The organism is Paenibacillus sp. LBL (assembly GCF_029893715.1).
In the GTDB taxonomy this organism is placed as follows: Bacteria; Bacillota; Bacilli; order Paenibacillales; family Paenibacillaceae; genus Paenibacillus_AQ; species Paenibacillus_AQ glucanolyticus.
Map to the genome: position 1 here is coordinate 1 of NZ_JARXYU010000024.1, position 20,701 is coordinate 20,701.

The following is a 20,701-nucleotide window of genomic DNA, read 5'->3' on the forward strand; positions in this document are numbered from 1 at the left end:
CGCAAAAACACCTCCAAGGTTGTCTCCATATCTTACGACATGGTTGCATTCTCTTGAAGGTGTTTTAATTTGTCTCACGCTATGGGGTCAGTCCCGTCAACCGACCTTGAGCAAGCCCTTTCTGCTGTTTGGCTTCATTTACTGCAAATGCACCCACACCGTCATCTCATTCTCGCCACGATTGCCCCATAAATAATACGGAATGGCTTTGAGCGCTGCGGGACGCAGCGGCGTTGGCGACGTTCGATACAGATCATCGCCCCAGTCACCGGATTCTTCACGCCAGCCTTCCCCTTCAATGACAACCGCCCCTCCGAGAAAATCGGGATCAAACCGTGAGCTCAGCTTAGGCTCGCGAGCTAGCGATACGGACGACATCGGCGCTCCATGATCTACGCTTTCCAGGCAGTATACCAACGGTCCACGCTGGATTGCGGCTTTACCGGCGTTAGCCCATATATTCGGATTAGCCCTTACTTGATGGATCTCCATGGAGAGCTCCAGCTCCAGGGTATCTCCCGGCGCCCATACTCTCTTGATGTAGACATAGCCGTCTTTCATAACATCCTCTATGCTCACGTCTTCCCCATTCAAGCGCAAATCTGCTTTGCCGCGGGACCAATCCGGCATGCGGAGAGCCACCGTCCACTCAACAGCCTTCTCCGGCTGGATAGTAAGCGTGACGTCCCCATTCCAAGGCAGCACACTGTTCTGAATGACCTTCACAGGCACATCCCCGAACTGAACCGATGCTTCACCCCCCATGTATAGATGGGTGTACAGCGTATCCTCGTTCATCGTATACACATATTCACCCAGCGAAGACAGCAGTCTCGCCACATTCGGCGGACAGCAAGCGCAGGCGAACCAGCCCGGCCGAACCGGCTTCACATGGAACTTGCCCGGATTATGGCGACAGGCCGCAGGCCATACCTCAAGCGGATTGACATAGAAGAAATGCCGCCCGTCCTGAGCCATACTGCCAATGACCGTGTTGAACAGCGCGCGCTCCATCACATCCGCATACTCCGATTTGGGTGCCAGCTCCAGCATGCGCCTGGCAAAAAAGATCAAACCAATGGAGGCACAGGTCTCGGCATACACCGTATCGTTCGGCAGATCATAATCCGTCGTGAACGCCTCTCCGTGATGGGTTGAACCGATGCCTCCGGTAATGTACATCTGTTTATGGACCATGTTAAACCACAGGTTCTCGCAAGCCTCCAGAAGAGCGGGGTCTTTTGTTCTGGCCGCTAAGTCCGCCATGGCCGTGTACATGTACACGGCCCGGACCGAATGTCCAACAGCCTCCCTCTGTTCCCTTACGGGCAGATGACTCTGATGATAAGGCAAGTGCGGCGGGTTGGCTACCGAGGAGTAGAATGATTTCCGCCCTCTCTGCTCCCACTCCTGAAGGAAGAAGTGAGGCTCCGTGCCGCGCACATCTATGAAATACTGGCTCAGGCTCAAATATCTCGGCTCCCGGGTCACCTCATACAGTTTGACAAGCGCCAATTCGATCTCCTGATGCCCGTCAAATCCGTGGATTTTTCCATCCTCAGGTCCAAAAACGGAATCGATATAATCCGCTAGGCGGCACACCACATCCAGCAGTTTCCGCTTCCCTGTTGCCAGATAGTGCGCTACCCCGGCTTCCATCATATGTCCGGCACAGTACAGCTCATGGCAATCCGTCAGATTGGTCCAGCGCTTCTCCGGCTCCTTCACCGTGAAATACGTATTCAGGTATCCATCGGGCTGCTGGGCAGCGGCCACAAGATCAATCAGCTGATCCACCTGCTCTTCCAGCTTCGGATCCGGGTGAATGGCAAGCGAATACGCCGCAGCCTCCAGCCATTTGGCAACATCGCTATCCTGAAATACCATCCCGCCATACTCGCCCTTGTCCCTGCCGGCAGCGATTCGAAAATTGGAGACGCCATGACTTGGCTCGACACCCGGGATTCGATCATGCAGGGCTTCATACTGGTACGGAATCACCACATCCCTTACCAGCTCTATGTAACGGGACCAGAACGGGTCCGCCAGTTTCACTTGCTTAAGAGGTACGGCAGCAGAACGCGAAGCAAGAGTCATCATCTTCAATACACTCCTTTGAGTTTCGATAGGATAAAGCCTCGACACTTCCCATTCTACGATCTATGATAGGATGAAAACGATATCAAAAATGACCTAATTTCTTATACAATCTCACACATCCCTTGGAGGTGAATCCGTGACGGAACGAAGCGTTCTTGCCTTCCCTTCCCTGCCGCTGCCCTTCTTCCTTGAATCAGGTAAAACACACTATATGCCGGGTGAGTCGCATCCGAACCGAAGAAACCTTGGCGTCTTCGATCTCATCCTGGTGCAAAGCGGCTGCCTGTTCTTGGGCGAAGAGAAGCAGCACTGGAAACTGTGTGCGGGGGATATGGTCGTCTTGCTCCCCGATGCTTACCACTTCGCGGTACAGGATTGCCGAGAAGAAACGTCCTTCTACTGGCTGCATTTTCAGACCCTGACACCGGGTATAACCGGACATGATTCAATCTCACACAGTATTGAGCTGCCCAAACAAGGTCGTATACCCTATCCGGAGCAAGTTTACCAACAGTTCGAGTCTCTGCACCTATTGGCAACCGAACCGAGGTCTACCGCATTTTGGCGGGAACAAACCTTGTTTATTGAGCTGCTGCAGCTGCTTGATCCGTCGAGGTCCGACCAGGAACAGTCGCGGGTGCGCAAAGTGGCGGAACAAGTGGAATCCTATATCAAAATGCACTATCGCGAACCCATCAGCAATGCGCGGTTATCGGCAGACCTGCATTTTCACTACAATTATTTGACGCGCTGCATGAAAGAATCGCATGGCGTAACCCCAACAGAGTATCTGCTTCAATACCGCCTGGATCAGGCAAAGCGGCTGCTGCTGACCACAAGGTGGTCCATGTCGCATATTGCAGAGCATGTTGGGTTTCAATATCCGCCCTATTTTTCCCGCCGCTTCTCCGCGCGTTTCGGCCTATCGCCGCTGCAATTCCGTAAGCAGTATACGGAATAAGCGGGATATGGAGAGTCATGATCATGACCACATGAAGTGATCATTTAGGTCAGAGGACAACAAGGAGATAGTTCTTGATTCTGGACACCCGGCAGCGGCTGCACGGCATCTTGCAGTACCAGCACATAAAAAAAAGACGGCCCCACTTGGGCCCGTCCTGTTTAGATCGGCTGCCTGACACTATGCTTTGTTTGGCAGATCCAGCTGCCATGACACGCCAAACTTGTCTGCGATCCAGCCAAATTGTTCACTGAAGCCATAGTTGCCCAGCGGCATCATAGCACTTCCGCCATCGATTAATGCCCCGTACAGCTTCTCGATCTCCGCTTCCGACTCGCAGCTCAGATAGATGGAGAATGAAGGCGTGAACGTGAAACCATGCTGCACATTGCTGTCAATACACATAAAGGTCTGTCCCTTTAATGTAAAGGTCGCATGTTTGACACTTCCCTCGGTTCCCAGCTCATTCGGGCCGTACAAGTCGATACTCGTGATCTCGGAATCCTCGATTATGGAAATGTAATGGTTCATGGCTTCTTCCGCATTGCCCTGAAACATCAGAAACGGGGTTATACTCTTCATCTATAAAACACGCTCCCTTGTTCATTGGATCGAGATCATTCATCTTTCCTGTCTCCAGCAGCTGCTTCAACCCTTCAAACATATAACACCAGCCATGCTCGGTTTGGTCATGGTATTCGGTCCGTGCTTGCTCGATATCCTCTGCCAACCAGTCTTCCTCATGAGGCACAGTGATCTCCCAGGTTCCATCCACTCGCGGTTCATTTCGGGCCATTTTGTTCGTGGTCTCCATCATAAACAACCACCTGGGCATCGTCTGGGGGGTTAACCAAACATCAAACACTCTCCGGTGCAGCCTAGAAGCGGCATTTCATCCTTATCCAATCAGCTCATCAAGCAGCCGCTCCAGCTCGCCATAACTCGTGACAATATGGTGCGGCTCATGTTCCGACTCGGGAGCAACGCTCCGGTGATTGAACCAGATGATATTCCAGCCCGCGGCGAGTGCGCCAATCACATCATTGCGCCATGAATCCCCGATGTAATAAGAGCTCTCCGGCGCAGTGCCGGTCAGCTGGTTCACATGGCGGAATATCCGCGGATCGGGTTTGTCCCAGCCAACGGCGCCGGATACGAACAAACGATCCGGCGGGATTAGATCACCGAGCTGCATAGCCGCTATTTTGTTCATCTGGTGATCCGCTGGTCCATTGGTAATCAAGCCGACCACATGCCCGGCGTCCGCCAACTTTTTCAGCAGCTCCCGGGCACCGGCAAACATTCTGATGGTATACTGCCGATCCAGATAGGTCTGCTGTACCACTTCGGCCTCCTCCAGTGACAGTGGGATGCCGAATTCAGCCAGCGCTAATTGAAATCGGCGTCTGCGCATCTCCTCGACAGCTTCCCCGTAAGCTGCCGTGCCAGCACCTCCCAGCTCAACGGACAAGCGGTCACTGTAATATCGCATCCGATGGTATGCCGCTTCATAGGGAAATGCCTCGCCTGGACGGGCCGTCTCTTGAACAGCCTCGCGAAAAGGCGCCAAATGGTCATACAATGTATCATCCACATCGAAGAAAATTCCCTTCGGTGATGTTGTTCTCTTCATATTCATCCCTCTTCCTTCTCCCTGTCCCTCTATTGTACCTGTACAGGCACCGCTTGGGTCAAGTCCGTCTGTTGATAAGCTCCCTTGCTGTGATATGATGGCATTAAAGCAGCAGGATACGGCAATGGAGTCCTCATCCAGACTCGCGCACAGCCAAGCAAGCTCAAATTGCAATGCCCAGCTTATGTACCCGGATAAGGAGATGAATAACGATGACCAAGGATATGACCGAAGTGTGGAGCAAGGATTTCGTTCCCGAAGGCAATCGGGCCAGTAATGTGGATCGTTTCACCGGCTTTGAGGATACCTATGACCAGCATCGCCCGGAAGCTCCTCAGGAGGTTGTTACACTTCTAACAGAATATTTGGAACACAAGCCCTCGCTTGTTGTCGATTTGGGCTGCGGGACGGGGTTATCCTCGTTTGCATGGAGAGATACCGCGGACCAAGTCATCGGCGTCGAGCCGAATGACGATATGCGGGGCAAAGCTATCGCCAAATGGCAGTCGCTGCAGCAAGAGCAAGGCAGCAGTCCCCATGGAAAAGCTGCCGATATCAAGTTCGTCTCCGGTTATTCCAATCAGCTGGCACTGCCGGATCAATCCGCAGACATCATTACCTGCTCCCAGTCCTTCCACTGGATGGACCCTGCCAGTACGTTAAAAGAGGTATCCCGTGTGCTGCGCGAGGACGGTATATTCGCTGTATATGACTGCGACTGGCCGCCAAGCCTCACCCGGAAAGTTGAACAAACCTATCTTGAGTTGATTGAACTGGCTGAAACCATCATTGACCGCCATGTGGATACTCAGGAGCAGGCCTATAAAGGGAATAAGAACGAGCATCTGAAGCACATCCGCGAGAGCGGTGTGTTCCGCTTCTCCAAGGAAATTGTATTCCACCATATGGAGCCGTTCACCGCGGAACGCTATACCGGCCTTGCTGTCAGTCAAGGCGGCATCCAAACCGTATTCAAGCTGAAGCAAAACGAAATCAACGACAAAATTGCACAGTTTCATACGCTGGTCGAGGAGCATTTTCAAGGGCGTACTCTCCCCGTGATGCTCAGCTACCGCATGCGGCTCGGCATTAAATAAAGTCAGACAACAGGGCAGCTCCAAGGTCATATTGGCCTTTGAAGCTGCCCTGTTGTTCATTGGACTCTTTTGCCATAAGACAAAAAAGAGCCGCGCGCCTTTCTCACTACCTCTTCTCAGCCCTTCACCGCCCCTGCCGATGATATGCCGTGAAATATTTCTGCAGGAAGAGTCAGCGAGAACCGGTAGCCCTTCCAGATCGAGACCGCGCTCAGCCTCACTGCTTATTTTCGCCACATTAAGCTGCACAACAATTCGAACAGGTCCAGCACATGGCGCGGATTTTTGCCTGTCAGCTGCTTAATTCGGTTTAACCGGTAATGCAGGGTATTGCGGTGGATATTTAGCCTTTTGACCGTATTGTTGTGATCCCCATTCTCGGAAATGTATACCTGAAGCGTCTCAATGAGGTCCAGTTTGTCTCCGCCCTGCTCCAGAAGCGAATACAGCGAAGCCTGTGTGTCATCCGAATTATAAGCCAGGCTGATGAGAAACCTTAAATCCTCGTAGAAATTCACTTTGCGGCGGGGGTCGATGTTCATGCCCAGCTCCAGAGCGGATACCGCCTGCTCCAGCGATGTGGCAGCCAGCTCCTCCCGCTCCCCAATCCCCAAGCTGTGGACTTCATCCAGCTCGGTCAGCTTGTCCAGAAGGCTCCGGTATTTCATGGCGTCTGTCATGAAGAATACGGTTTTGTCGTTCTCCAAATTCCAGCTTTGAGGGTACGCTTGCTGCAGCCCCCGGAATACTTTGCCTCCCACAGAGCCCTGCACGAGCAGCACCCGGCATTTTCGCGTCAGGTCCAGTCCATAGCCTTCGGCACGCTCCAGAAACGGTTCATCGTAAGGTGTCTTGCGATAGGATAACTCATGGTAGAACTTCTCCCGATTTTGGCGTTGGTTCAACATGGCCTTGTTCTGACGCTCCTGCTCGATCAGGAGAACGACGGTCACCTGCAGCAAATTGCTGAGCGGTCTCACCTCATCGGGATGCCCCGTGATGCCGACCACGCCGATCACCTCATCCTTCACTACAATAGGCTCGTTCACCCCCGGCTTCATGCCACCGCCTTCTTCATAGACCTCATAGATTCTCCCGGTCTGAATGGCTTTCTGGGCACCGATGTGCAGCGTGCCGATCCGTGCTGGGTCCCCGCTGCCCACAATGACCCCGTTCTCATCCATTACATTAATATTGTAAGGAATGACACGCATCATTTCTTTGGCGATATTCTCCGCCAGCGGACGTGATAGTTTCATGCATTATGTCCCTCCTTACCTGCCTGTCAAGTACTGCCCCGTATAAGATCCCAATACAAGAGTCACACTCTATAGTTTACACATCCCGCTTCCAATCCATATCCTGCCGGTAGAAAAAGAAGCCGACCCGTTCAGGTCAGCTCCCCTTGTTCTCTCACTATGAAATGAATGATTACTTGTTCAAGGAGTTCATGAGACGGACAATATTCTCCGATGTTCTCTCCACATTCTGCTGTCCGTTCACCAGTGCTTCCGATAGCGTAGCCGCACCCGGCATAATGCCAAAAATAGCGTCCATTCCTTTATCGTACAGCACCTCGATCCCGTCACCGATCCGTCCGGCCAAGGCAACAACAGGCTTGCCATGCTTCTTCGCAACCATCGCCACGCCCAGCGGGGTTTTGCCGTACTGCGTCTGGAAGTCCATCCCGCCTTCGCCGGTCCACACCATATCCGCCTGGCGCACTTTCTCTTCAAGGCCTGTATAGTCAACAACCATATCGATGCCCTTCTTCAGCGTCCCGTTCAGGAAGACCATCAGTCCCCCGCCAAGGCCGCCTGCCGCTCCAGCCCCTGGGTAGTCCACGATATCTTTGCCCAGCTGCTGCTTCATAACCCCGGCGTAGTTCCGCAGATTGCTGTCCAGCTGCTCGATCATATCCGGCGTAGCACCCTTCTGCGGTCCGAACACATGAGAGGCTCCCGTCTCGCCGCAGAGCGGATTGGTTACATCACAGGCCACCTCGACCTCCACATGCTGCAGTCGTGAATCCAGGCCGGTCAAGTCAAAACTTGCAAGCCTGCCCAAGTCCCCGCCGCCAAAAGCAAGCTCCTTCCCTTCCGCATCCAGCAGCTTGCCGCCGAGCGCCTGAACAACTCCCGCTCCGCCGTCATTCGTCGCACTGCCGCCGATGCCGATCAGCAGCCTGCTCACGCCATGATCCAGGCAAGCTTTAATCAGCTCACCCGTCCCGTAAGTCGTGGTTACCAGCGGATTCCGCTCAGCCGGGGGCACCAAGTGGATCCCGCTTGCACTGGCCATCTCCAGCACGCCGGTGCTGCCGTCTCCCGAAACACCGTAGGACGCCTCCACCTGATTGCCCAGCGGACCCGTGACCATCGCGGTGTGCACCGTGCCGCCCGTTGCATCCACGAGGGACTGCATCGTGCCTTCACCGCCGTCCGCCATCGGCACATGGATACAGGTCACATTCGGGTTTGCCTTCAGAATGCCGCGTTCCATCGCCTCACAGACTTCCTTGGCGGTCATGCTCTCTTTAAATGAATCGGGCGCGAGTACAATTACATAATCCTGCTTCATGGTTTATCCCCTGCCTATCCTTATTGATTTCAAATCTATGCTGTAGTCTCTTTAAAATACAAATCCGTACAATATCGTAGCGACAATGGCCATGGTCAGACCGACAATGCTCTCGTAAGGAATCAGCTTCATCCGTTCCTTAATGCTCATCTTCACCGATTCTGCGGTGACGTGGAAGAAGTTCCCGTGCGGCAGATGGTCAATGACCGTTGCCCCCGTGTGTACCATGACGGCTGCGGCAAGTGGCGCTGTCCCCATGGACAGAATCGCTTCACCAAACGAACCTGCGGCCACAATGGATGCCGTCGATGTGGATGCCGTAGCGGCTCCCATCAGAATACCGGCGAGCGGCGCAAGGAATGTGCCGGATACGCCCATGACATCGATACCCTGTACCACAACGGCACTCAGATTGGATTTGGAGATAATGCCGGCAATGGCGCCGGCACCAATCAGGATGATTGCGGTACCGGTCATTTTGTTCAAACCGGAGGTGGTATAAGCAATGATGCTCTTTGTCTGTCGCATGGCGATCAAACCGATGATACCGGCAACCGGCAAAATAATCATGGAATCAATCTTGATGGCTTGAAGAGCTTCAATGCCCAGAATGCTTCCCAGTGGATTCAGCGCCAGTAAGACGATGGCCACGATGGGTGCAACCATCGCACGTCCGAAGCTTGGCTTGTCTTTCTTGCCGGCTTCCTCCGCCACTTGATCGCTATCCGATACCATAACCCCTTTGTTTGTGAGCATCTTCGCCACAATGATGGTGACAATCAGTCCGGCAACCGCCGGCAGGAAACCATGGATCATGACCTGAGCCAGATCGACGTCAAAACCCTTGGCGACAGCAATGGTATTCGGGTTCGGGGAAATGATGTTCCCCGCTTTACCGCCCCCGACCAGCGCGAGCAGCAAGGCTGTTTTGGAAATTCCGATCTTCTTGCCGACGGACAAAGCGATGGGCGCTACGATAATGATCGCAACGGTAATGAATACCCCTACCGCGGTGATAATCATGGTTGCCAGCGCGATGGATAGAAGCGCTTTCTTCTCGCCCAGCTTGGCAACAATGGTCTCGGCAATGCGCTCCGCGGCTCCCGATTCAATCAATATCCCTGCGAGCACCCCTGCAGCCAGTACCCGGACGACAGCACCCATGACACTGTTGGTGCCCTCGATAATATACTGCACGGTCAGATCAATGGTGGCTCCGCCCAGCAGACCGCCAATGACAGCGCCTCCAAACAAGGCGTAAACCGGGTTTACTTTTCTAAAAATCAAGACAATGGCGATAATCAGACCGACAACGGCTCCGCCCCAATGTATAACAGTCCCATCCATGTTGTGTATGCCTCCTTAAGCAATATAGCTTGTGAACAATGATGTATTCATCCTTTATGAAACTATGATTGCGCTTACAGGATTCAGTATAACCGGAATGCCGCATTCAATCCTATTGACGCCATAACGGTTTTTATTGTGCATGTGCACAATGGATGGGACATGGGATGAGCCTCGTTTTCAAAAAAACATATGGAGTCAGCCTTAGCCAAGCTCACGCGTACGGATCTCATCCGGAGCGACATGGGCGATCGCCTGCATCTTCTTGAATTGGCCCGTAGAGCTGGCTTTGCCCGACAGCACGGTGCCGATGATGCCCCCGGCGAATCCGATCGGTATCGACACGATGCCCGGATGCTTGAGCGGGAAGATCGCTTCTGCCCGAATCCAGCCTGCTTCCGGGTCCATTACATTAGGCCCGATAGCCATGAGCAGCAGGGAAGATATCAAACCGGCCGCAATGCTCGACATGGCGCCGTACGTATTAAATTTCCGCCAAAATAGCGTGAACAGCAGCACCGGCAGATTGGCCGAGGCGGCAACTGCGAAGGCAAACGACACAAGGAACGCCACGTTCAGCTTCTGCGCGCCAAGCGCGAGCACAATTGAGGCCATGCCAACCACGATGGCCGAAAGCTTGGCCACTCGCATCTGCTGTGCCTCCGTCGCCTGCCCGCTGCGGAAGATGCTGCTGTAGACATCATGAGCAAACGCTGAGGATGCCGTCAGCACAAGCCCGGAGATCACGGCCAGTATAGTCGCAAACGCGACGGCCGATACAAACGCCATCAGGAATTCGCCGCCCAGTGCGCTTGCGAGCAGCGGCGCCGCCAGATCCACCCGCTCGGACAAAACAGACCAATCAACAAAAGTGGCGGCTCCAAAGCCTAGAAAGATTGTCATCGCGTAGAAGATGCCGATCGTAAACGTCGCCGTCTTTACCGAAGCGCGCACCGTTAGCGGGTCTCTGACCGTGTAGAAGCGCGCAATAATATGCGGCAGTCCGGCCGTCCCTAACACAAGCGCCATATTGAAGGACAGCATATCGAGCGGCTGATCAAACATATTGCCCGCCATCAGAAACCGCTCCTGCAGCGGCGTTGCCTGCTTCATGGAAGCGAATAAGCCGAGCAGATCCCAATCGAATCGGGCCAACACAATCAGGCTCACGATAAAGGTGCTGCTTACCAGCAGTATGGACTTGACGATCTGCACCCAGGACGTCGCAAGCATCCCGCCAAACGTGACGTAGATAGTCATTAAGCTGCCAACCAGCACGATGGCAAGCGACGTTTCAAGGCCGAATAACAAATGGATGAGCCATCCGGCCCCAACCAGCTGGGCAATCATATAGAACACGGTAATCATCATATTGTTGACAGCGATAAACCCGCGCAGCCGTTTCTCGCCGAACCGGACCGCCACCGCATCCGCCATCGTAAACCTGCCCAGATTATGGAGCGGCTCGGCAATGATGTACTGGACAATGACATAGGAGGCGAGGAAGCCGATCGAATAGAAGAAACCGTCGAAGCCGTAAACCGCGATGGAACCCGCAATGCCAAGGAAGGACGCCGCGCTCATATAGTCACCGGAGATGGCCAGTCCATTCTGCAAGCCGCTAAGCCGGTTGCCCGCCGCATAGAAATCGTTCGTGTTGGTGGTTCGCCTGGCGGCGTAATACGTAATCATCAACGTGCCAACCACAATCGCCAGAAAAAAAACGATGCCGGACATGTTCACTTGGATGACCTCCTTCCGCTCAGCCCCAGAGGTGCTGTTATTCTCCCATTCTACGATAAAATGGCAAAAAAAGGACAATCCTTTGCTCTGACGAGCAGCAGGATACGCCCTTTTTTCTTCAACAAATGTCTTAAGCTCGCTCAAATCGAATCAAGCGCCCGTATTTGCCTTGACCAGCACCTCGGCATATTTGGCCTCATCCTTGGAGGAGGACAGGAGCGTGCCGACATAAGCTGCCAGGAAGCCAAGCGGAATGGAGATAATGCCCGGGTTGCTCATCGGGAAGATCGGATCGCCAACCAGAATCGCTTTGCCGGCCGGATCCCATATATTCGGGCTCAGGGCCACGAGAATCACCGTGCTGATCAATCCGGTCAGCATGCCTGTGATCGCGCCTGTCGTATTGAATCTTTTCCAGAATACCGTGAACAGGATAACCGGTAAATTGGCACTGGCTGCAACGGCGAAGGCCAGCGAGACGAGGAACGCCACGTTCATCTTCTGAGCGAACAAGGCAAGCAGAATGGAGACGATGGATACGCCAATCGATGCGTAACGCGCCATCTTCAGCTGTTCCTTCTCCGAAGATTCGCCGCGGCGCAAGATTTGACCGTAGAAATCATGGGCGAAGGCCGATGCGGCGGACAGCACAAGCCCCGTCACCACAGCGAGAATGGTCGCGAACGCAACCGCCGAGATCAGCGCAAACAGGAAGTCGCCGCCTATGGCTTTAGCCAGCAGCGGTGCAGCCATGTTGCCTGCTTTGTCAACCGCTGTAATATCCGCTGCGCCTACGAAGGCCGCTGCACCGAATCCGAGAAAGATCGTCATGACATAGAAAATGCCGATAATCCATGTGGCGTATACAACCGAGCTGCGTGCCGTCTTGGCGTCCTTCACGGTAAAGAAGCGAGTCAGAATATGCGGCAGTCCTGCTGTTCCGAGCACGAGCGCAAGGTTGAGCGACAGCGTCTCCAGCGGGATTTTGTATTTGTTGCCAGGGTTCAGGAAGGCTTCCTGAAGCGGCGTGGCCGTCTTCATATGATGGAACATTTGAGTCAGGCTGAAATCGAATTTGGCAAATACAATGAGCGAAATAATGAACGTGCCTGCCATGAGCAGCACGGCTTTGGATATTTGGACCCAGCTTGTGGCGTGCATGCCGCCAAACACAACATAGATCGTCATCAGCACGCCCACGATCAGTACGGACGTTACATAGTCCAGGCCCAGCAGCAGCTTGATGAGCGCACCCGCCCCGACGAGCTGCGCGATCATATAGAAGATGGAGATGGAGATCGTGTTCAACGCTGCCACGCCGCGCACTTTCTTGTCGGAGAAACGGGCGGCGATCATATCGGCCACCGTATATTTGCCGAGGTTCCGAAGCGGTTCTGCTACGAGATACAGTACAACCAGATAAGCAACCAAAAAGCCGATGCTGTAGAAGAAACCATCAAATCCGACCAAAGCAATCGAGCCGGCGATGCCTAGAAAGGAAGCCGCGGACATATAATCGCCGGCAATGGCCGTCCCGTTCTGCCAGCCCTTCAGTCCTCCGCCAGCCGTATAGAAATCGCTGGTGTTGGTTGTTTTCTTGGCGGCGTAATAGGTAATGATCAGCGTGAGAAGTACAATCCCGCAAAATAACGCGATAGCCATAGTCGATTACGCCCCCATATCCTTTTTGATATCGTCTACCATTCGGTCGAATTGGGCTGCCTTGCGGGAATATAATATGCACAGCACCCACGTCATAATGAATTGCGCGAAGGCAAACACCCATGCCCACGTAATCGGTCCTATAGCAGGATGATTCAACACTTCAGTATACGAAGTGAGGATCGGCAGCGCAAAGTAAAACAGAAGAAAAAAGACGGTCATGGGAATAATGAACCGTTTCTTGCGGGAGAGCAGCGTTTTGAATTTTTCAGAATGCCATACTTCGGTATAGCTTTTTTCCTCCATTGCCTTTTCCTCCATTGCCTTTCCCTCCATTAATGATCCAGATTCTATTGCGGCTCCAACAATTGAAAGCGCTTTAAAATGATTATATACGGGAGGTCCGCAGCCGACTACGGCTCCTGCGCGAAACGCCCGATATGAAGCGTGAAAAGGCGGATATGCCGCCTGAACAGGGGACAATACCCTTCTTGCGCACGTAGGCTATGCTTCTCTTAGCAAACGGAACAAATCCTTGGCTGCCTCCCTCGACAATGGAATCATCGTCCGCTGCTCATCCTTCATCACAATATTGTAAGCCCCATTCTGCCAGGGCGATAACTCTGCAATCCGGTTCACGTTAACCAAATAGCTGCGATGAGGACGGAAGAATGAATAACCCTCAAGCCTCTCCTCCAGCTCCTGAAGCGTGCTCTTGCTCGTGATCCGCTGGCCTTCCGTTGTCAAAATGCGAATGACCCGTTCCTCGCGCACCGCGTACAGGATCCCCTCGGGATCAACCAGCACATGCTTGTCTCCATCATCGAACAGCAGCTTGCCGCGCATGCTTCGGGCAGCTGCGTCTACCTGGGAATTGGAGGCCCGCTGAGGAGTGGAGGCGCTGGCCTCCGGGCGGGGGGAAGCGTGCCCCTCCAGAAGCCGGTTACGGATTCGCTGCAGCGTTTCCTTCAACCGCATATGGCTGTATGGCTTCAATAAATAGTCAATCGCATCCAGACCAAACGCCTCGACAGCATATTCATCATAAGCCGTCGTAAACACAATCAAGGGTGAAGCAGGCGATGCCTTTAGCATTCGTGCCGCCTGCAGTCCTTCCAGCTCTGGCATATGAACGTCGAGAAAGACGACATTCGGCTGCCACAACGGAACGAGCTCCAGCAGCTCTCTGCCGTTCACGGCATGAGGAAGCAGCTCGATATCAGGCTCTTGTTCGAGCAGATAAGCCAGCTCCTCCCTTGCCAATCGTTCGTCCTCCGCAATGATCGTTTTAATTCGCTTCACGGTACCGACTCCCTTCCGATATGCAGGGGAAGCTGAAAGTTATGCCGCAGCCGCCCTCTGCCAGATTCTCCACCCTCAGTCTGGCTTCCTTGCCGAACATGCTGATTAAACGCTGATTAATGTTGTAGATGCCGATTCCGGTACCCTCGCTGCCGATGACAGGCTGTTCACCGAGACGATCCAGAACCTCGGGTGAGATACCGACCCCGTTGTCCTTCAATTGAATGACCGCCATATCATCGACCTGCCTCAGCGTCAGCTGAATGATGCCGCCGCTTGCCTTGTCACGCAAGCCGTGCTTGATGCTGTTCTCCACCAGCATTTGCAGCGTGGCAGGCGGAATCAGAAGCTCTTCAAGCGCCGGATCCAACTGGCACTCAAACGTAAATTGGTCCTCGAACCGGATCTGAATAATATCCAAATACGCATTCAACAGCTCCATCTCCTCACGTATGGTCGTTCTGCGTGAAGCCATAACCTTTACGTTCAGGCGCATGAATGCTCCGAGCTGCATCGTGGCATGTCTTGCCAGATGCGGATCGGTGCGAATCAGCGAATGGATCGCATTTAACGTATTGAACAAAAAGTGGGGGTTGATCTGGGCCTGAAGAAGCTTCAGCTCTGCTTCTTTCATTAAATGGCCCATCTTCTCATGGGATGTGGCACCGAGCTGGTAGGAGATCAGCTGTCCCAGACCCTGGGCCATAACCAGCTCCACACGGCGGATATCCTGCGGCCGCTTGAAGTAGAACTGAATGACGCCCACGACTTGGCTCCCCTCGATGATCGGAACCAGGATGGCGGCGCCAAGTGACGGATGGCGGAGCTGAATATCTTCCGCATTATCCACGATCTGAAGTGTGCCGGTTAAGATGACGTTCTTCGTCAGGCTTGACCGGATCTCTTCTCCCGGATCGATGGTACGGCTGGCGGCCCCGGCATGGGCCAGGTATCGCTCTGTGTCGGTTATGGCTACCGCTGTGGTCTTCAGCTCCCGCAGCAGCAGCGCTGCCACGGCCTGCGCCGTCCGGTACGTCAGCCCCTGCTTCAGATGCGGAAGCGCGGCTTCGGCGATGTGGAATGCCTTCTCCGTCTCATAGGCCGCTGCCCGCTCCTCCTCGGCGAGCGCAACCCGCAGCATGGTCGTAAAGATGGCAATGGAGATGCTGTTTGTCAGCACCATTGGAAGACCGATCAGATTAACCAGCTCAATCGCCCGGTCCGGCTCCGTTGCAGAGATCAGGATAACCCCCATAAGGAGGATCGGTGCAAACATCCCAACGAATAAGGCTTTGGCGGGGGAGACGACCCGTTCCTGCGAGAAAAATCGCGCCACGCCTCCTGCCAAGGCTCCCGTCAGCGGCACCGCGATGACACCGGCCAGCCCGGTATATCCGCCAATGTACAGCAGATGGGCTCCCGCCAGAAGTCCGCCCCCGATTCCGACGCGCGGTCCGCCGATCAGCCCGCCGATGACCACGCCAACCAAAGCGGAATGGGCCAAGGCCTGATTCTCTGTCAGCCGCATCAGCCAGAAGGAGGAGCTGGACTCGCCATTCTCCACGACCACGCCTGCATACGTTCCAAGGATGCCGAAGAGTCCAAACAAGCATGAATACGTGAACATCCGCTTGCCGGACATCTCCTTCCGATCCAGCAGCTGGCGGAATAACGGAATTCTCGTCAGTATGAAAGTCAGGATGAGCAGCATGCCCATCCGTTCGAACAGATGCAGAGTCAGCTCCTGCATAGATAACCCTCTTCCCGATGGACTATTGGTCCCTTCATCTGCAGTCCGCTTACAATCAATGCAATGCAGTATAGTTACACAAAGGTTTGATTTGAATACGGTTTCATTGGATGCAAGAAGATTATATAGCACCGCGAGCGATAGGACAATAAAAAGGAATAACATGAAACTTATGTAAATAAAGATGCAAAAAGATCCTTATCTTCGCAAGCACCAAAACAACCGTATCCCGCGGCAACGCGTAAATACGGCTGGTTCATGGTTTCATCTCAAGACAGGTAAGGCTGCCTCTTCCTGATGCTGCAGCGTCTGCCAAGAGCTTGCGCCTTGCGTTCGGATTGAAATGCGCTGCACCTGCTTCTACCGGGATATGGACCGGGATATCGACCATTTCCGGATGACCTGGTTGATGACCTCAGAGAGCAGCAGACCGAGCGCAATGGCGCCTGAGATCATGAACGCCTGGGCCCCCAGCTGAACGGCTTGATCGAATTGATTCTGCGCCACATGGCGAAGCGCATTATAGGCGACACCGCCCGGGACGAGCGGAATGATTCCCGACACACTGAACACGATAATCGGGGTCTTGTACTTTTTCGCAAAAAAATGACTGATCATCGTGACGCAAAAAGCCGCCACAACGGTGGCCGTCACCGGCTGAACCATCATGTCCTGCAGCATGATGTAGAGCAGCCAGCCCACCATTCCGGCAAATCCGCACTGCAGCAGTGCTTTTTTGGGTGCATTGAACATCATCCCGAATGCGGCCGAAGCAATAAAACTCGTAATGAGCTGCTGTATGTAAAAGGCTGCCATAATCCTGTTCCTCCACTCCATCCCTTTAGAATGACAAAGTAAATGCAATCCCCGCGCCGATGGCAAAGGACGTGACAAAGGCCTCCGCCCCTTTGGACAGACCGGAGATCAGGTGCCCGGCCATGAGGTCGCGAATGGCATTGGTGATCAGCAGGCCCGGGACAAGCGGCATCACGGAGCTGATAATGATCATATCCAGCTGATGACCGAATCCGTATCTGACCATCCATACCGATGCAATCCCTATCAATAGCGCTCCCGAGAACTCGGCAAAAAATCGCACCGGTATGACCCGGTGCATAAATACAAAGCAGGAGAAGCCGAGTCCGCCCGCGATGGCCGCCGGGATGAAGTCCGGCCAGATCCCGCGAAACATGATGAGGAAGCAGCCGCTGGCCACCGCTGAGAGAAGGATAAGCAGCCACGTTGGATAGATTGCCGGCTCATGCTCGATTTTCTCCAGAGCCGTTCGGGCCTCTTCAATCGTCAGCTCTCCGATGCTTACCCTCCGGGAAACGCTGTTGACTTGATCGATCTTGTACAGATTGGTTGTCCGATCCGAGATCCGAATCAGCCGGGTAATGTGCTGAGGCTCCTCCACCGAGAAAATAATCCCGGTCGGGGTCATATAACTGTGGCTGTTCTCCACGCCATAAGCCGCGGCGATCCGCATCATCGTGTCCTCGACACGATAAGTCTCGGCCCCGCTCTGCAGCATGATTTTGCCTGCTAACAGACAAACCTTGATGATGTCATGCTCCCGCTTCAACAAATCATTCAAAACGACAATCCTCCTGATGAACTCATTCCGAATCCGAATACTTGCCTATATTATAGTATCATTGCCATGATAAAGCATAGGATACGCTTTAAAGCAGCGCTGTAACCGTTGTTTTGCTCTCCCGGAGGCCGTCATCCCAAGCAAAAGCCCCCCGAATGATCGGGAGGCTTCTCTATTATTCTACCTCAAGAAAATCGTGCTTAGTAAGCGCCGCGGATATGCTCCGTCACCTGCTCCCGATAGAATCGGGACAGTCGTTCCTTCTCCTCCATCGTAAACGAAGGCACATCCAGGGTTCCGAGATTGTCCTCGATTTGGCGGACGTTTCGGAAGCCAGGAATCACGGCGGTGACTTCAGGGCAATCCAGAATCCAGCGCATGGATGCACGAGCCATGTCGCCTCTGCCCTCAGCGATCCAGGCGAGCTCTCTGGCGAGCTCAACCCCTTTTTCAAAACGAAGTCCGGCAAAGGTCTCGCCCACATTGAACTGCTCGCCGTTGGCGTTGAAATTCCGGTGATCCCCTTCATGGAAGACGGTTGTCTCCGTGAACTTCCCGGTTAACAGGCCGCTGGCCAGCGGAAGGCGCACCAGAATGCCCACACCGGACGCTTTTGCCTTCGGAAGGAGCTCTGCCAGGGGTTTTTGGCGGAACAAATTGAAGATGACCTGCAAGGACCTCACCCCGGGAACCCCAAGGCAGTAGAGTCCTTCCTCCACCGTCTCCACACTTACACCGTAATTGCGGATTTTTCCTTCAGCCTGCAGCTTGTCCAGCGTCTCAAACACCCGCCCGTCCTTCAGCACCTCGAAGGGAGGACAGTGAACCTGATAGAGGTCAATCCGCTCCCGCTTGAGCCGCTTCAAGCTGTTCTCACAATAGCGGCGAATCGACGCCTCGGAATAGGTCTGAAGATCATGAATATCTCCAGCACGGCAAAACTTGGTGGCAATATGCACCGAATCTTCTTTGCCTTTGGTTGCGATTGCGAGTAAATCCTCTGCATGTCCATCGCCGTACACGTCGGCTGTATCAAAAAAGTTCACGCCTTCCCCAATGGCGCGATCCAGTCCCTTCAAAGCTTCCTCATCATTGGTTTGCCCCCATGAGCCGCCGATGGCCCATGTGCCGAAGCTGATCTCGCTAATGTGAAGTTCCGTATTGCCTAATTGTCTGTAATTCATAGACTCCATAGCCTCCTCATCCAACTGCCATACTAGTTTGCACTACACTAATAGACTAAACGTTAAATCGCTTTCATTCAATACCGAGTTTAACATTCAACAACAGAAAAAACCTGCTGCCCTTGTATAAAAGACAGCTCATGCGGTATACTGAACAACAATATGAACATCAGGCCAATGAAGAGCTTCCAACTCTGAGGCGTTCTCGTCAAGGGGAATTGATCCTTAATTGATCAACCATCCCCCTAAGTTAACCGGCACCGCCCGTTACCGCGGAATCAAAGTGGATTGAACCAGGACCGGCGTGCTTTCGCGGCAGGTTACTGTTCAATCAATTTGGGTGGCACCGCGAGCGCATAAGCGTCCCTCGTCCCATATGGACTAGGACGCTTTTTTATTTTTTCCACAGAAAAGGAGCGCGGTGATCATGTTAGACATGAAATGGGTCCGGGAAAGTGCAGAAAATCAGGAGCAATTGCAGCGTGTAGCTGACCAGAAGGGCATCGCCCTGTCGGTTGCCGAACTGGTCGAGCTGGATGAACAGCGGCGAGCCCTGCTGCTTGCCGTGGAGGGATTGCGGCAGAAGCGCAATACGATGTCGCTCGATATTAGCAACCACATGAAGCAGGGGCAGCGTGAAGAGGCAGAGCTGCTGAAGCAGCAGGTCAAGGCTATCAATACAGAGCTGGATATACAGGAAGGGCTGCACCGGGAGGTTGACGCTGCTTACAACGAGCTGCTCATACTTGTACCGAATACCGTTTCGCCGGATACGCCTGTAGGCGCTTCGGATCAAGACAATGTCGAAGTTAAACGCGTAGGCCAGCCACCCGAGTTTGAGTTTGAATACAGGGATCACGTAACACTCGGTGAGCTGCACCGATTGATCGATATTCCCCGCGGCGTCAAAACCGCCGGCACGCGCAGCTATTACCTGACCGGCATCGGGGCGATGCTGCACCGGGCCGCTCAGCAGCTTGCGGTTGATATGCTGACAGCCAGAGGCTTTACCCTCATGGATGTACCATTGACCGTACGGACGGAGGCTATGCAGAATACGGCCTTCTTCCCATTGGGTCAGGATCAGGCCTTTCACATAGCCGAGGAAGACAAGTGGCTCGTTGGCACCTCGGAAGTCCCCTTAGTATCGTTTTACAGCGGGGAAATCGTTGACGTCACGCAGCCGATCCGTCTGGCTGCCGCATCGCTATGCTTCCGAAGCGAGGTCGGCTCGGGTGGCCGGGATGTCCATGGTCTGTACCGTGTTCATCAGTTCGCCAAGGTGGAACAAGTGGTTCTCTGCGAAGCGAGTGAGGAAACCTCGGAGCAGCTTCTTCAGGAAATCACGGCGAATGCCGAGGAAATGCTTCAGATGCTCGAGCTGCCGTACCGGGTCGTTGCCGTCTGTACCGGCGATATGTCGCAGAAGACGTACAAACAATACGACATCGAGACCTGGATGCCAAGCCGCGCAGCTTATGGAGAGACCCACTCGTCGTCGAACCTGCTGGACTTTCAGGCGCGCCGTTCGAACATCCGCTACCGGGATGCGGAAGGCAAGCTTCGTTACTGCCATACACTGAACAATACGGCTGTGGCGTCGCCCCGGATTCTGATCCCGCTGCTGGAGAATCACCAGCAGGAGGACGGTTCGATTCTGATCCCGCAAGCGCTGAGACCCTACCTGAACGGAATGGAGCGAATTACGCCGCCAAGCGAGACAGACTGATTACAACAAGCTCTAC

The 20,701-nt window shown here is 53.8% G+C and carries 17 protein-coding genes; 3 read left to right on the plus strand and 14 right to left on the minus strand.

Annotated features, from left to right (window positions below):
- Positions 1 to 138: 138 nt before the first annotated feature.
- Complete coding sequence (locus M2277_RS28890) at positions 139 to 2,100, minus strand: glycoside hydrolase family 127 protein (protein ID WP_280756228.1); 1,962 nt, start codon at positions 2,098 to 2,100, stop codon at positions 139 to 141.
- 136 nt (positions 2,101 to 2,236) lie between these two features.
- Here M2277_RS28890 and M2277_RS28895 point away from each other — a divergent pair, with 136 nt between their 5' ends.
- Positions 2,237 to 3,061: a helix-turn-helix domain-containing protein gene (locus tag M2277_RS28895; RefSeq protein ID WP_063478087.1), complete on the plus strand. Its 825-nt coding sequence runs from the start codon at positions 2,237 to 2,239 to the stop codon at positions 3,059 to 3,061.
- A 180-nt stretch (positions 3,062 to 3,241) separates the two neighbouring features.
- Here M2277_RS28895 and M2277_RS28900 read toward each other — a convergent pair whose 3' ends face one another.
- Together M2277_RS28900 and M2277_RS28905 are read right to left on the minus strand one after the other, a co-directional pair.
- Positions 3,242 to 3,643 carry a VOC family protein gene (locus M2277_RS28900; protein ID WP_063478088.1) on the minus strand — a complete coding sequence of 134 codons (402 nt, stop codon included), beginning with the start codon at positions 3,641 to 3,643 and terminating at the stop codon, positions 3,242 to 3,244.
- Between the two features lie 316 nt (positions 3,644 to 3,959).
- Positions 3,960 to 4,700, minus strand: coding sequence for an HAD family hydrolase (locus M2277_RS28905; RefSeq protein ID WP_036640195.1), 741 nt, complete (start codon positions 4,698 to 4,700; stop codon positions 3,960 to 3,962).
- A gap of 206 nt (positions 4,701 to 4,906) precedes the next feature.
- On the opposite strand from M2277_RS28905, the gene M2277_RS28910 reads away from it, so the two are divergent.
- Positions 4,907 to 5,791, plus strand: a complete 885-nt coding sequence (locus M2277_RS28910; protein ID WP_280756229.1) for a class I SAM-dependent methyltransferase — start codon at positions 4,907 to 4,909, stop codon at positions 5,789 to 5,791.
- A 224-nt stretch (positions 5,792 to 6,015) separates the two neighbouring features.
- Here M2277_RS28910 and M2277_RS28915 read toward each other — a convergent pair whose 3' ends face one another.
- The 11 genes from M2277_RS28915 to M2277_RS28965 form a co-directional block, all read right to left on the minus strand.
- The gene (locus M2277_RS28915) at positions 6,016 to 7,050 is read right to left on the minus strand and encodes a CdaR family transcriptional regulator (RefSeq protein ID WP_036640200.1); all 1,035 of its coding nucleotides are present in this window, start codon (positions 7,048 to 7,050) and stop codon (positions 6,016 to 6,018) included.
- A 172-nt stretch (positions 7,051 to 7,222) separates the two neighbouring features.
- Positions 7,223 to 8,371, minus strand: a complete 1,149-nt coding sequence (locus M2277_RS28920; protein ID WP_280756230.1) for a glycerate kinase — start codon at positions 8,369 to 8,371, stop codon at positions 7,223 to 7,225.
- 51 nt (positions 8,372 to 8,422) lie between these two features.
- Positions 8,423 to 9,718, minus strand: coding sequence for a GntP family permease (locus M2277_RS28925; RefSeq protein WP_006207092.1), 1,296 nt, complete (start codon positions 9,716 to 9,718; stop codon positions 8,423 to 8,425).
- A gap of 204 nt (positions 9,719 to 9,922) precedes the next feature.
- Positions 9,923 to 11,455: a solute symporter family protein gene (locus M2277_RS28930; RefSeq protein WP_280756252.1), complete on the minus strand. Its 1,533-nt coding sequence runs from the start codon at positions 11,453 to 11,455 to the stop codon at positions 9,923 to 9,925.
- Positions 11,456 to 11,611: 156 nt separating this feature from the next.
- Positions 11,612 to 13,123, minus strand: a complete 1,512-nt coding sequence (locus tag M2277_RS28935) for a solute symporter family protein (protein WP_036640205.1) — start codon at positions 13,121 to 13,123, stop codon at positions 11,612 to 11,614.
- Between the two features lie 6 nt (positions 13,124 to 13,129).
- A complete protein-coding gene (locus tag M2277_RS28940) occupies positions 13,130 to 13,429 on the minus strand; it encodes a DUF485 domain-containing protein (RefSeq protein WP_006207097.1) in 300 nt (99 codons plus the stop codon).
- Between the two features lie 198 nt (positions 13,430 to 13,627).
- Positions 13,628 to 14,425, minus strand: a complete 798-nt coding sequence (locus M2277_RS28945; RefSeq protein ID WP_280756231.1) for a LytR/AlgR family response regulator transcription factor — start codon at positions 14,423 to 14,425, stop codon at positions 13,628 to 13,630.
- On the minus strand, positions 14,412 to 16,175 hold the full coding sequence (locus M2277_RS28950) for a LytS/YhcK type 5TM receptor domain-containing protein (RefSeq protein WP_280756232.1): 1,764 nt from the start codon (positions 16,173 to 16,175) through the stop codon (positions 14,412 to 14,414). Before M2277_RS28950 ends, M2277_RS28945 begins: the two co-directional genes overlap by 14 nt.
- A gap of 360 nt (positions 16,176 to 16,535) precedes the next feature.
- Positions 16,536 to 16,991 (minus strand): threonine/serine exporter family protein, encoded by a 456-nt coding sequence (locus M2277_RS28955; RefSeq protein WP_006207100.1) that lies wholly within the window; start codon positions 16,989 to 16,991, stop codon positions 16,536 to 16,538.
- A 25-nt stretch (positions 16,992 to 17,016) separates the two neighbouring features.
- Positions 17,017 to 17,772, minus strand: coding sequence for a threonine/serine exporter family protein (locus M2277_RS28960; RefSeq protein ID WP_036640211.1), 756 nt, complete (start codon positions 17,770 to 17,772; stop codon positions 17,017 to 17,019).
- A 200-nt stretch (positions 17,773 to 17,972) separates the two neighbouring features.
- Positions 17,973 to 18,956, minus strand: coding sequence for an aldo/keto reductase (locus tag M2277_RS28965; RefSeq protein ID WP_280756233.1), 984 nt, complete (start codon positions 18,954 to 18,956; stop codon positions 17,973 to 17,975).
- A gap of 427 nt (positions 18,957 to 19,383) precedes the next feature.
- Between M2277_RS28965 and serS the strand changes: the two genes are divergently transcribed.
- Positions 19,384 to 20,685, plus strand: a complete 1,302-nt coding sequence (gene serS, locus M2277_RS28970) for a serine--tRNA ligase (protein ID WP_280756234.1) — start codon at positions 19,384 to 19,386, stop codon at positions 20,683 to 20,685.
- Positions 20,686 to 20,701: the final 16 nt, after the last annotated feature.